Origin of the sequence: Chitinophaga filiformis, assembly GCF_023100805.1 — a bacterium.
Lineage (GTDB): Bacteria > Bacteroidota > Bacteroidia > Chitinophagales > Chitinophagaceae > Chitinophaga > Chitinophaga filiformis_B.
The window spans coordinates 8,193,889-8,207,083 of record NZ_CP095855.1 but is presented as its reverse complement, the minus strand read 5'-3'; the positions used below and the strand labels follow the sequence as shown (position 1 = coordinate 8,207,083).

9 protein-coding genes are annotated in these 13,195 nt (G+C 46.8%); 6 read left to right on the top strand and 3 right to left on the bottom strand.

Annotation, left to right across the window (positions count from 1 at the left end; all coding sequences use genetic code 11):
• Nucleotides 1-42 precede the first annotated feature (42 nt).
• From MYF79_RS32170 to MYF79_RS32150, 5 genes are all read left to right on the top strand, one after another.
• Nucleotides 43-1,206: a 3-dehydroquinate synthase gene (locus MYF79_RS32170; RefSeq protein WP_247811904.1), complete on the top strand. Its 1,164-nt coding sequence runs from the start codon at nucleotides 43-45 to the stop codon at nucleotides 1,204-1,206.
• The gene (gene eboE, locus MYF79_RS32165; protein WP_247811903.1) at nucleotides 1,193-2,407 is read left to right on the top strand and encodes a metabolite traffic protein EboE; all 1,215 of its coding nucleotides are present in this window, start codon (nucleotides 1,193-1,195) and stop codon (nucleotides 2,405-2,407) included. The genes MYF79_RS32170 and eboE overlap by 14 nt, the downstream gene beginning before the upstream one ends.
• A 46-nt stretch (nucleotides 2,408-2,453) precedes the next feature.
• Nucleotides 2,454-3,821, top strand: coding sequence for an alkaline phosphatase family protein (locus MYF79_RS32160; RefSeq protein WP_247811902.1), 1,368 nt, complete (start codon nucleotides 2,454-2,456; stop codon nucleotides 3,819-3,821).
• A gap of 91 nt (nucleotides 3,822-3,912) precedes the next feature.
• Complete coding sequence (locus MYF79_RS32155; RefSeq protein ID WP_247811901.1) at nucleotides 3,913-4,518, top strand: DUF6992 family protein; 606 nt, start codon at nucleotides 3,913-3,915, stop codon at nucleotides 4,516-4,518.
• Nucleotides 4,519-4,835: 317 nt separating this feature from the next.
• Complete coding sequence (locus MYF79_RS32150; protein ID WP_247811900.1) at nucleotides 4,836-5,624, top strand: sulfite exporter TauE/SafE family protein; 789 nt, start codon at nucleotides 4,836-4,838, stop codon at nucleotides 5,622-5,624.
• A 145-nt stretch (nucleotides 5,625-5,769) separates the two neighbouring features.
• Here MYF79_RS32150 and MYF79_RS32145 read toward each other — a convergent pair whose 3' ends face one another.
• From MYF79_RS32145 to MYF79_RS32135, 3 genes are all read right to left on the bottom strand, one after another.
• Nucleotides 5,770-6,111 carry an MmcQ/YjbR family DNA-binding protein gene (locus MYF79_RS32145; protein WP_247811899.1) on the bottom strand — a complete coding sequence of 114 codons (342 nt, stop codon included), beginning with the start codon at nucleotides 6,109-6,111 and terminating at the stop codon, nucleotides 5,770-5,772.
• Between the two features lie 400 nt (nucleotides 6,112-6,511).
• Nucleotides 6,512-8,275 carry a DUF885 domain-containing protein gene (locus MYF79_RS32140; protein ID WP_247811898.1) on the bottom strand — a complete coding sequence of 588 codons (1,764 nt, stop codon included), beginning with the start codon at nucleotides 8,273-8,275 and terminating at the stop codon, nucleotides 6,512-6,514.
• 299 nt (nucleotides 8,276-8,574) lie between these two features.
• A complete protein-coding gene (locus MYF79_RS32135) occupies nucleotides 8,575-9,948 on the bottom strand; it encodes a DUF1080 domain-containing protein (protein ID WP_247811897.1) in 1,374 nt (457 codons plus the stop codon).
• Between the two features lie 242 nt (nucleotides 9,949-10,190).
• Between MYF79_RS32135 and MYF79_RS32130 the strand changes: the two genes are divergently transcribed.
• The gene (locus MYF79_RS32130; RefSeq protein ID WP_247811896.1) at nucleotides 10,191-13,181 is read left to right on the top strand and encodes a SusC/RagA family TonB-linked outer membrane protein; all 2,991 of its coding nucleotides are present in this window, start codon (nucleotides 10,191-10,193) and stop codon (nucleotides 13,179-13,181) included.
• Nucleotides 13,182-13,195 lie beyond the last annotated feature (14 nt).

The window sequence follows — 13,195 nt, the reverse complement described above, 5'->3', positions numbered from 1 at the left end:
TTGACGATTCATTAAACGAAAGAAACATCAGAGCGATTAGCCATGCAGAGTATTCAACAGACTTTTAGCGTAGATTATTCATATAAGGTCTTTTTTACCCGGTACCTTTTTAATCCATCTAACCCGGAATTCCGGAATTATCTGGCGTCCCAGGTTACGCAGGGACTAACCAAGAAACTACTTTTCATTTTAGATGACGGAGTGGCCAGGGCCCATCCGGCGCTTGCGACAGAAATAGCAGCTTATTTACAACAGATAGAGGGTTTTAAGATAGCAGGAGATGTGATACTGGTACCTGGCGGAGAAGCCTGCAAAAATGACCAGGAACTTTTTTATCGTTTGATAGACCAGGTGGATGCACAGGGAATAGACCGTCATTCATTTGTAGTAGCTATCGGCGGAGGCGCAGTACTTGACCTGGTTGGGATGGTGGCCGCAGTATCGCACAGGGGAGTGCGCCATATTCGTATACCAACTACCGTATTGTCGCAAAATGATTCGGGGGTAGGTGTAAAGAACGGTATCAATTACAGGGGAAAGAAGAACTTCCTCGGTACGTTTGCGCCGCCGGCTGCCGTGTTCAATGATGCGCAGTTCCTGACAACGTTATCTGGTCAGGATTGGCGCTCAGGTATATCAGAAGCAGTGAAAGTAGCGTTAATAAAAGACGCTGCCTTCTTTGAATGGCTGGAGACGAATGCCGCTGCCCTGGTAAATAACGATCTGCCCGTGATGCAGGAACTGGTGTACCGGTGTGCTGCCTTACATATGGCGCATATCGGAGGAAGTGGTGATCCGTTTGAAAGCGGTTCTTCACGTCCGCTGGATTTCGGGCACTGGAGCGCTCATAAACTGGAACAACTGACAGACTTCGTATTACGTCATGGCGAAGCTGTAGCGATAGGAATAGCTGTTGACAGCGTATACTCTTCCCTGTTAGGGTGGATCGATGCGGCAGATGCAGAGAGGATCGTGCGATTGCTGGTGAACCTGCAGCTGCCTGTCTATCATTCACTGCTGGAAATGCAGAATGGTGTTTCGTCGCCTGTTATAAAAGGCTTACAGGAGTTCAGGGAGCACCTGGGCGGACGTCTCACTATCTGCCTGCTGAAGGCAATAGGGCAGGGCGCTGAGGTACATGTAATAGACGAAGTGTTACTGAATAAAGCCATAGCGCATTTAAAAGTGAACCATGCAAGTATCTGACCATTCTTACTTAACCTATTGCACTAACATTCATCTGGGGGAGAACTGGCACGCTCATTTTCAGCAGCTCAAACAGTTCGTTCCCGCAGTAAAACAGGAAGTATCGCCTGATAAACCCTTTGGCATCGGATTACGCCTGTCCAATACCGCCAGCCTGGAACTGAGCAAAGAAGAGGCATTGCTTGAATTTAAACAATGGCTGCAGGAACAGGACTGTTATGTATTTACCATGAACGGATTTCCCTATGGCGGGTTTCATCATACTGTAGTGAAAGACCAGGTACATACCCCGGATTGGACAACGGCAGAGCGGGTAGCCTATACCATCCGTCTGTTCCGTTTGCTGGCCGCCCTGTTACCTGAAGGCATGGAAGGAGGCATCTCTACTTCTCCACTTACCTATAAATTGTGGCATGTACGTTGCGATACAGAAAGGGAGGCGGTTATGGAAAACGCCACCCTCAAAGTATTACTTGTAGTAGAACAGCTGATACGCACCCGTAGGGGAGGCGGGCCCCTGATGCACCTGGATATTGAGCCCGAGCCTGATGGCCTGATGGAAAATTCGAAGGAATATCTGTACTGGTACCTGAATTATCTGTTGCCATATGGAGTACCTTTTCTGCAGGATAAATTTGGCATGAGTGAAGAAGAGGCGAGGGCCGGCATAAAGGCACATGTACAGCTGTGCTATGATGTATGTCATTTTGCACTGGTATATGAGTCAGCAGAAAGTGTCGTAAAGAAACTGGATGAGCATGGATTAAAGGTAGGTAAGATACAGATCAGTGCTGCAGTAAAAGCTTTGCTGCCGGCGGAGATGGAGGCAAGGAAACCCTTGATAGATGCCTTCAGTGAATTCAATGAAACAACCTATTTGCACCAGGTCGTTGCACGAAAGGCAGACGGGTATATACATTATCCGGATCTTCCGCAGGCACTGGAAGATGCTGCCAACCCTGCAGTGGAAGAATGGCGCTCGCATTTTCATGTACCGGTATTTATCGACAGTTACGGCGTATTGTCATCTACCCGTTCCGATATAGAGAAAGTATTAGCATTACAACGGAAACAACCATTTACACAACACATGGAAGTCGAGACTTACACCTGGGATGTTTTGCCGGCTGATCTGAAGTTGCCCATGGACAGGTCCATATCAAGGGAACTGCACTGGGTATTGCAACAGCTGAACAAATGATCCCTACGTCTGGTTTTGACCCACATATCCTAACGGCGCCACTCTCATGAAAAAAACAGTAGTAATTGACGTAGTAGGGCTTTCCTCCTCCCTGATAGGTTCTCACACACCTTTCCTGCAGTCATATGTCAGCCGGCAGCAATTGTCGACCATTAAACCCATGGTGCCGGCAGTGACCACAGCCGTGCAGAGCACTTATGTTACCGGGCAATGGCCTTCTGAACATGGTATTGTCGGCAACGGCTGGTACGACAGACAGGACAGTGAAGTTAAATTCTGGAAGCAATCCAACAAACTGGTAGAAGCTCCCAAGATCTGGGACAAGGCCAAACGCCTTGATCCTTCCTTTACCTGCTCAAAAATGTTCTGGTGGTACAATATGTATTCCACTGCCGATTATTCCGTCACTCCCCGTCCGCAATACCTGGCCGATGGCAGAAAAGCGCCGGATTGTTATTCTCATCCGGCATCCCTGCGGGATCATCTGCAGAAGGAGCTGGGGACCTTCCCCTTATTCCAGTTCTGGGGACCGGGCGCCAATATCAAGTCCACAAAATGGATTGCAGACGCGTCGATGATAACGGATAACTTATACGATCCGACATTAACGCTGATCTATCTGCCGCACCTGGACTACTGCCTGCAGAAATTCGGACAGGACTTCAACCGTATCAGCAAAGAGCTGGGAGAAATAGATGCGGTATGTAAACAGCTGGTTGAATTCTATGAGAAGAAAGGCTGCGAAGTGATCATTTTATCCGAATATGGCATCACGAATGTCAATCACCCTATTCACCTGAACCGCCGTTTCCGTGAGGAAGGGCTGATACAGATCAGGGAAGAAAGGGGCCTGGAGCTGTTGGATGCCGGTGCTTCAAAAGCATTTGTGGTGGCAGATCACCAGATCGCTCACGTGTATGTAAACGATCCGTCTGTGTATAAGAAGGTGCGCAGTATTGTGGAAAATACCCCGGGAGTGGAACTGGTGCTTGACAGGGAAGGCAAACGGCAACATCATCTGCACCATTCACGTAGTGGTGAGCTGATACTCGTAGCAGATGCCAATAGCTGGTTTACCTACTATTACTGGCTGGACGATGCTAAGGCGCCTGACTTCGCCCGCCTGGTAGATATTCATAAGAAACCAGGATATGATCCGGTGGAAATGTTCATGAATCCTGCCGATCCGCTGGTCAAACTAAAAGCCGGCTTCAAGTTGCTGAAAAAGAAACTGGGCTTCCGCTACCTCATGAACGTGATACCGCTGGATGCAACGCTCATAAAAGGATCTCACGGACGTATTTCGGAAGATAAAGCCAATCATCCTGTACTCATATCGGGCAGGGTGCCTCAGGGCCAGGAACTGGCTGCTACGGACGTTTATGGTGTGATCTGGAACGCGCTGACGAGATAACTTCTTATAGAGGTCAGGAATTGCAATGCCGGATGGCCTTTATGTAATTCCTGACCCTTTATTTTTCCGTATATACAGAAAACACTACCCCATGAAACTACTCTTCCTCTCTGTATGTATGCTGCTGCTTACAGGTGTGTCTTCAGCACAGGATAATTCCTTTCTTTATCAATACAACAAACAGCGGATCAACAGCACCAAAACTGCGATGCTCGTGCTGGGCGGCTGGGGAATAGCCAACATCACGGCAGGACTGATCGGTAACAGTACTGCCGGGGGAGAGGCGAAATATTTTCACCAGATGAATGCTGTCTGGGGTGTTGTAAACCTGGGCATTGCCACTGCCAGTTATCTTGGCAACAGCAGGTTGGACCCTGGTAAATATAACTGGCAGGGAAGCGTACAGGAACAGCATAAAATAGAAAAGATCTATCTGGTAAACGGAGCGCTGGACCTGGCCTACATAGCCGGTGGATTGTTCCTGCGGGAGCGGGGCAAACTAAAACTGACGGGGAAGGCGTATGACCGGTGGAAGGGTTATGGCAACTCGTTTATCTTACAGGGTGCTTTCCTGTTACTCTATGACGGTGTCAATTTCACCCTGCATCATGCACATGGCAAGGGCTTATTCCAGCGGTTTAATGAGCTGCAGTTAACTGTTGCCCCTGGGGGAGTGGGAATGGTATATAGTTGGTAATATTCGCCCATATCTTCTCTTTTTGCCTTTTTATACTGAACTTATTCAAATCATAGATTTAGTAGGCTAGCTAGGTTATACACCCGTGTAAGTCGCTACTGTCAAAATCATTACTTCAGGTTATCTCCGATAACTTTTAGTAATAGTGACACCCTGTCCTGAATTTTGTTGAACCCGTACCAGTGCTGTAGCTTTGAACTGTCCTTCCACAAAACATCGATGTACTGAAGAGGATACCTGTAATTCACACATACCAACCAATCAAATAATAAGCAGCGAGGGCTGTGCACCAGGCCTGTTTGCTGAAGGAAGTATTTATGATCACATTATTGCAACAGACCGATTATCTGGTCGTTTTAGTTATTGGCGTTATTGTGGGTTATCTGTCCGGTTTATTGGGCAAGGGAGGAAGTGCAGTGAGTACGCCGGCCTTGCAGATCTTTGCAGGCGTAAATCCGTTCTATGCATTGGCATCACCATTACCGGCAGCTATTACCAGCACAATATCAGCAACTACTGTATACAGCCGCCAGAAGCTGTTTAACAGGCGGGTCATCGTTACCGGAGCGCTGTTCGGTATACCGGCTACACTGGCCGGTGCGTGGCTGAGCAAGTTCCTTCCGGGAAAGACCTTAATGATATTGACCGCTTTGTTCATTGTATCGATAGGCGGCTCTTTATTGTTCTCTTTCCTGCGTAAAAAGGGCCATGTTGAAGAACATCCGGTAGCTGCAGAAGAAGGCAATCATGTACTGATCGTTATGGCGTCCGTGGGCATTGGCCTGTTGTCAGGATTGCTGGCGAATGCCGGCGGTGTGTTGTTCAGCTCCTTCTTCATCAAAAAACTGCATATGCCTATCAAGCAGGCGCTGGCCTGCTCTATTGTCTTATCGGCCTTATTATCGGTGCCCGGCGCGCTGGCGCATTGGTGGCTGGGGCATATTGACTGGAATATTGCATTGTTACTGTCGCTGACAGCCATTCCTTCTTCTTACCTGGGGGCCAAAACAGCCGTGAAAATGAAGTCACCCTTGCTGGAGAAGGTGTTTGCCTGCACGCTGATCATATTCGGGTTATACGACATTATCTATACTCTTTGGAAATAATTAAACGGGGGACAAGGGGATATGCTAGAAGTAGAGAAAACACAAATGGCTCGCTAAGCGAGCCATTCTATTTTAATATTATAGGCGCTGCCAGGCGCTATACGCAAAACTTCCTCATGTATCAATAGCACCAATGCATTACCCCTTATACTCTTTCTTTCCGTATTTGGGTTCGTTCTTCCGGCGGTAACGTACTCACCACAAGATCATACGCATTCTGAAGAAGCGACTGCAGCTCAGGCAAAGGCAAGGTATCCAGCGCTCTTATCTGCACCCAGTGGTAGCGCGCCAGGTATGGGGCCGGCACGATGCCTGGTTGTGAAATAAGACGATGAAAATCTTCCAGACGGCATTTCAGGGATACGCGATGTGGCTCGTTCTTGGAGATCATGCAGAATAACTTTTCTCCAACGGAGAACCGCAGATCTTCATCCCATTTTTCTTCCTGTGTTACAGCAGGAAATGCGAGACAGTAATTAAGGGTCATGTCAAACATAATACTGGCAGCTTAAAAAGTTAAAAAATAATCGGGTGGAAAATATAAAAGCACAATCAAAAAAATGAAACAACAAATGATGGTAAAAGGTTGTTGATTGTCTTCTTACTCCAGTTTTTGCCAGACATGAGGGTCTGTTCCGGATATGTTGTTTTTTATTGTGTATCGCTGATGGACAACTAACCTAAAACCTTAAGGTTCCTGACTCTATTCGTACTATAAATTTAAGTATCTTTTCCCAAAGCCAGATGTATATTTTTCGTTAACAACTGATAAAGACAAGTCTGTAAACGGGTAGTCCACAGGCAACGACCGCCATATTTGTTATAGTATAAAAAAATACTATGAGTTAGTGGTTATCGCCTATGGACTACTACCTATTATGGATGAGTTACTTAAAGCGTCTTGCCATTTTTTCTTCCAGCACACTTAGCGGTACGCAGCCATCTTTTAACAGTTCATCATGGAAATTTTTCATACTGAACCCGGTAGATTGGCTGTATTTATCCCGCAGTCCGCGGATCTTCAGTTCGCCGATCTTGTAAGACAGTGCCTGGCCCGGTATAGCCATATACCGTTCTATTTCGGCCACAGCTTCATGTTCACTCACCGGTTCGTTGTCCATCATGTACTTGATAGCCTGCTCCCTCGTCCATCCTTTTGAATGCATTCCCACATCCACAACGAGGCGGATAGCGCGATGTATTTCGTCTGAGAGGTGACCGAAGTAACTGTAGGGATTGGTGTAAATGCCAAGGTCCCTGCCCAGGCTTTCACAGTATAATGCATATCCTTCACCGTAGGAGCCGATCCAGTTGAAACGACGGAATTTAGGCAGGGAGTCATTTTCCTGCTGTATGGAAGTCTGGAAATGATGTCCGGGAATAGCCTCATGCAGGAACAGGCATTCCATGCCTGTATAATTGAAAGTGGTAGCATCCAGGATGGGCACATAGAAAATGCCGGGACGGGAGCCATCCGGATTGCCGGGCATATATTCAGCACTGGCAGATGCTGCACGGAAAGCTTCTGTCTGGCGGATCTCAAATTTTGTCTTTGGCAGATGTCCGTAGAGCTGTTTAACGGCAGGCATGATCTTTTGCTCAATGGCTCTGAAGGAATCCAGCACTTGTGAGGGAGTAGTAAATATCCTGAACTGTTTGTCTGTACGGATGAAGTTAAAAAAGGCCGGCAGGTCGCCTGTATAACCGGTGCTATTCTTCACCGAATCCATTTCCCTTCTGATACGGGCCACTTCTTTTTCTCCGGTTGAGAATATCTGATCGGGCGTCAGATCAGTGGTTGTCCAGTACCTGATGAGGTATGTATACCATTCCTTTCCCTGGGGCAGGCCGTCAATACCGCTGCTGGTCCGCGTTTTAGGCAGGTATTCATTGGCAATGAAGTCATGCAGTTTAGCATAGGAAGGAAGTACATACTGCTCAATAGCTGCTTTATAGGCTATACGCAGTTCACTCCTGCCTGCGCTGTCAATGTCTGCCGGCAGGAGCCGCAGCGGCGTATAAAATACGTTGTTGCTATCTTTCTTCGCCAGGTCTGCAAGTTGAGGTATTACTTTCACTGCAAGCGCTTTGGGTAATACATAGCCGGCAGACATACCACGCCGCATGTTTGCAATAGCTGTATCGCTCCATTCCGCAAAGCTTTTCATTCTCATAATGAACTTTTCATAATCTGCTTTGTTCTTAAACGGCTGGGCGCTTGTACCTGAACCAAATTGGGGGAGCGTAAGGGTGAGGCCCCAGAATTGTTGGATAGGCATCAGGTGATCCGGAAAGCGGAGGCCTTCCTTACCTACGGATATTTCCCTTTGCAGCATGGAATAGCTAATCAGGTCATTATCATTAAGTACTGTAGTATCAAATCCCTGTAACGCCTGTTGGTAGCGGGTATAAAAGCTATCCAGTTTTTGCCGGAAACGATCGCTGATATCGATCTGCAACAGTCCGTCGTACTGATGTTCTCCATTCATGGTAGCCTCCATAGGAAAGAGTTCCATTTTCTCGTCATAGTAGTGTTCAACAAGATGATGCAACGAATCGGGAGCGCTATTTCCAGCCGGTTTACCTGGTCCTGAACAGGAGACTGAAAAGATCGTCACTGCCAGCAAAAGGGCGTAGTTAGTCTTTAGCATGTTTTGCGATTAGATGAAGGTGATATATTTTCCTGCGTTATAAGCTTTCGGGTAGAATAAACATAAAAAAAACACTCCGAAGAATCGGAATGTTTTATATAGAACAGTGAACAATGAAAACTCTTTCATCAGTTGATAAAGCCATTATTATAAATTTATAGTAAAGGCAAGTAATTGATTCCGTGATACTTTATCCCACAAACCAGCATATACGGAGCTTACTTTTATCAACCCGTCTGCCTGGACAAGCCAGCAAACGAATGCAAAATTAGCTTAATTAACAAACCGAACTTGTTAACCTATTTTAAATTTTTGATTTTTATGCTACGGAATGACACTGTATTGCCGTGGTCTTGCAATAAAATGTGTCCTTCGGGCCACAAGCCAAAGTTATTCCAATTTTTGTATTTACTGATCGCTACCAGGTCTTTAAATTCTTTGGAACCTCTGTCGTACTCAACCATTTTGAAACCATTCAACCAATGTTCAACATGATTGTTGGGATATACAATTATACGTCCTTTATTCCATTCTCCAATCTTCTTTATAGCAGCTTTGTTCAGATCGGTATTTTTCCGGGGGATCAGGTCATACAGGGAAGACAGGGTCCTGTTACCGTCGCGGCCGAGTTTTGCATCAGGATGACGCTCGTCGTCCAGCACCTGGTATTCCAGGCCTATAGCTGATTTACCCTTCGTGTCGTAACTTTCCTTTACATTATATTTCACCCCGCTGTTAGCGCCTTCCGTCAGTTTGAAGTCAAACTCCAGCTCAAAAGCACCATATTCCTTAGTGGTGATGATATCGCCGCCGGAGCCCATTTCATCGCCGTTGGACTGATGAATGGACAATTCGCCGTTATCCATTGTCCAGCCGGTAGCCGGAAACTTATCCTGGTTCACCCTGCGCCAGCCGTTGCTGGTTTTACCGTCCCACAGCAACTGATACCCGTTTTTCTTTTCCTGGCCGGAAATGTTATTCGGAACATCATTTACCACATATATATTATCATATGGGGAATATTGGGAAGGAGCCGGATTTTCCAGGATGCGGATATTGCGCCAGTGGATCTGTTTTCCCTTATCGTCTTCTTTGTAGATCTGGTGCACCTGCAATGCAATGAACCCTTTCAGGGTCATGTCATCGACCAGGTGAGCGGTAGGAACGCCATTTACCCAGGTACGGATCTCCGGGCCACGGCATTCTATACGGTATTTGTTCCAGCCTTCTTTCTTAAATGCGGATTTAGCCGCGGGGTTCAGTTCCAGCGGATACAGCCACCCACGGCGGGCTTCATCATAAATGCCGCCGCTCCAGGCACGGTCGCTGGGATCAACTTCCATCTGATACCCATGCACACGGCCATTATTGTACTCTGGTTTACTTTCACTGCGGAACTGAATGCCGTAATTCATCGGAGCATCCAGCTTCAATTCCAGTTCAAGTATGAAATCACCATATTCTTTTTCCGTAGCAAGGAAGGAATTCGGGCTGCCGGCCACGGAAGTGCCGTTTATCATCCCGTCTTTTGCATCATAGAGTGCTGTCCCGTTTACTTCTTTCCAGCCATTCAGTGTCTTGCCGTCAAACAGGTTTTTCCATTCTGCTTTTTTCTGGGCGACAGAGAAGCTGCTTATAAGTATGGCGCTGCATACTAATAACGTGTTTTTCATAACCATAACCTAAAGTACTCTTAAAAGTAAATAATGATAATTATTTATTCAACCGATTGCACAAATTTTATGATAAGCGGTATTATTTCAGGTTGATTTTATGCAATCGTTTGCAATTTATGACTAATCTCCTTAACTTGTACTACCCCATTCTCTGAAAAATGTTTTAGAAAAACCTGATTGAACTTATAATAACTCTTTTTCAGGGAGGTGTATTCTGTTACAAATTTAAAATTCTACGTATGAAGAACACGTTATCGAAGGCGGGCGCCATTTTACTATGCCTGTTATTGTATGGCACATTTATCAGCGCCCAATCCATCCCTATCAGGGGGAAAGTTACCGGACCGGACGGTAGTCCTATTATCGGAGCTTCCGTATCCGTCAAGGGACAAAAAACCGGAACAGTGACCGATGTTACCGGTTCCTACAAGCTACAGGCACCTAAAGATGCTGTACTGACTTTCTCTTTTCTCGGCTTCCTCCCACAGGAAATACCTGTGAACGGCCGCTCAGACATTGAAGTAAAACTCGCAGAAGACCAGAAAAAACTCGACGAGGTCGTTGTTGTCGGGTATGGTCAGCAAAAGAAAAAGGATGTGACCGGGGCCATATCCTCTATCAACAGTAAAACAATTATGGAAGTTCCTGTGACGAATGCACAACAGGCACTTCAGGGAAGAACACCGGGGATTGATGTATTAAATAACAGTAATAAGCCAGGCGATGAGCCACAGGTAAGGGTTAGGGGAACACGTTCTTTATCTGCCGGAAATGATCCTCTCTACGTTGTGGACGGAATTCCATTTGCCGGTAATCTTAACGACATCAACCCGCAGGACATTTCTTCCATGGATGTGCTGAAAGATGCTTCTGCTACTGCCATCTATGGTTCACGTGGCGCAAACGGTGTGGTACTGGTAAGTACCCGCAAGGGAAAGATCGGTAAGCCACAGGTGAATTATAGTGGTATGTATGGTGTTGTCAACTCACTTGGCAGAACTGATATGATGAACAGTCAGCAGTACCTCGCCATGAAAAGAGAGGCAAACCGTGCAGCGGGACTTTATGACGATAGTAATCCCGATGCTTCAGATGCCAAGATATTTACCGCTGTGGAACTGGCCAATATCAAGAAAGGTGTGAACACTGACTGGCAATCCCTCCTGATAGATCAGGGCTGGCAAACCCGCCATTCCCTGGGGGTGAGCGGTGGTAATGAAGCTACCAAATATGCTGTGACCGGCGGTTATTTCAAAGACCAGGGTGTGATGAAATTACAAAGCTATGAGCGCTATAACCTCCATGTAGCTGTTGATCAGATGATCGGCAAACGTATACAGGTAGGCGTCTCTTCATTGTCTACCTATAGCATGCGCAAAGGCAGCACCTACAATGGCATGAGCGCTGCGCTTAAAATGCTGCCCATTGCAGACCCATATGATGCATCAGGTAAACTGATCACTTATCCTACGGCCGACAACCAGCAACCCAATGCATTGCTGGACTACCAGGATGGTAACCGCGTGGAAAGACTGAGCCATATCCGTTTTTTTAACAGCCTGTATGGTGAGGTCACCATCCTCGATGGATTGAAATACCGCCTCAATGTTGGTACTGATGTTTTCCAGAACAACTATGGCCTCTTCCAGGGCAAAAAGAATACAGACCTGCTGATAGGTGGTGGCGACGCTACCGCTACCAAACAGGGACAACTGGTGTGGGCATATACAGTGGAGAACCTGCTGACCTACAACAAGACCATCAAAAAACACTCCCTGAACCTGACCGCCTTGTACAGTGTGCAGCGTCAGCGTGAGGACTCTTCTTCCGCTTCTGTAAGAGGTATACCGGTGGAATGGCAGGAATACTATAACCTGGGCCAGGCGGCCAACGTCACTGCTATTGGCAGCCAGTTGGGTACATGGACCATCCTGTCTTATATGGGTCGTTTGAACTATGGGTATGACGACCGTTACCTGTTAACATTGACCTTGCGTGCGGATGGTTCTTCCCGTTTTGCTCCGGGACATAAATGGGGATATTTCCCTTCAGTAGCAGTCGGCTGGAATGTGACCAGCGAAGATTTTATGAAAAGCGTGTCCTGGGTTGAAAACCTGAAACTCCGTGCCAGTTATGGCCGTATCGGTAATACCGGTATCCCGCCATATGCTACCCAGGGCCTGTTGGGACGTATGCCATATTCCTTCGGCAACAAAGGCGTAACGGGCTTTTCCCCGATCCTGTTGCGGAATCCCAACCTTACCTGGGAAACGACCGCTTCTTACAACTATGGCGTTGACTTCAGCCTTTTCAAAGGAAGACTGACCGGTAGCATTGATCAGTACAAACAGAAAACCACCGACCTGCTGTTACAGCGATTCCTGCCTTTCAGCAACGGCGTGAACTATGTACTGGAAAATACAGGCGTTACGCAAAACACAGGCTGGGAGCTGGGTTTGTCTGCTGTTATTCTCGATACAAAAGGAGGCTTCAACTGGTCAATGGATGTGAACTGGTTCAGGAACCGCGAAAAGATCCTCGCACTGGGTGAAGGTAAAACACAGGACGTGGGTAATGGCTGGTTTGTAGGACAGCCTACCTATGTGTACTATGATTACAAAAAAGTAGGTATCTGGCAGGATGAAGCATCTGCACAGGTGTACAAACAACACCAGGGTGAGATACAGCTGGCCGACCTTAACAACGACAAAAAGCTGGATGATAAAGACCGTACTATTCTTGGCGCACCTCAGCCTAAATGGTCGGGTGGTATGACGCAGCGCTTTTCCTACAAAGGAATTGACCTGGCTATCGTTGCGTTTGCCCGTATGGGTAGTATGGTGAAGAGTGATTTTTATTCTTCATACAATACGCTCTTCGGTCGTTACAATAACCTGGATGTGGACTACTGGACACCTGCCAATCATACCAATGCATTCCCTCGTCCAAATGCCAACCAGGAGCGTCCAAACAACTACAATACACTGAGTTACTTTGATGGTGATTTCATCAAGATCCGCAATATCACGCTTGGATACTCACTGCCTTCCCGTATCATGAAACGCTGGCAGATGGAATCATTAAGGTTCTCTGTGGATGTGAAACAACCGCTGATCCTTGCACCTTACAGGCAGAAATACAAAGGTATTGATCCTGAAGACGTGAATATTATCGGTGTGGATGCACCTGCTACCTGGATGTTACAGTTTGGTGTCAATGCTACTTTTTAATGCAACAAAACAAG

Excerpts from the sequence above, each read along its gene's own strand:
- eboE (WP_247811903.1), top strand. The coding sequence starts at position 1,193 with ATGCAAGTATCTGACCATTCTTACTTAACCTATTGCACTAACATTCAT.
- MYF79_RS32145 (WP_247811899.1), bottom strand. The coding sequence starts at position 6,111 with ATGACCCTTAATTACTGTCTCGCATTTCCTGCTGTAACACAGGAAGAA.
- MYF79_RS32155 (WP_247811901.1), top strand. The coding sequence starts at position 3,913 with ATGAAACTACTCTTCCTCTCTGTATGTATGCTGCTGCTTACAGGTGTG.
- MYF79_RS32140 (WP_247811898.1), bottom strand. The coding sequence starts at position 8,275 with ATGCTAAAGACTAACTACGCCCTTTTGCTGGCAGTGACGATCTTTTCA.
- MYF79_RS32170 (WP_247811904.1), top strand. The coding sequence starts at position 43 with ATGCAGAGTATTCAACAGACTTTTAGCGTAGATTATTCATATAAGGTC.
- MYF79_RS32160 (WP_247811902.1), top strand. The coding sequence starts at position 2,454 with ATGAAAAAAACAGTAGTAATTGACGTAGTAGGGCTTTCCTCCTCCCTG.
- MYF79_RS32130 (WP_247811896.1), top strand. The coding sequence starts at position 10,191 with ATGAAGAACACGTTATCGAAGGCGGGCGCCATTTTACTATGCCTGTTA.
- MYF79_RS32135 (WP_247811897.1), bottom strand. The coding sequence starts at position 9,948 with ATGAAAAACACGTTATTAGTATGCAGCGCCATACTTATAAGCAGCTTC.
- MYF79_RS32150 (WP_247811900.1), top strand. The coding sequence starts at position 4,836 with ATGATCACATTATTGCAACAGACCGATTATCTGGTCGTTTTAGTTATT.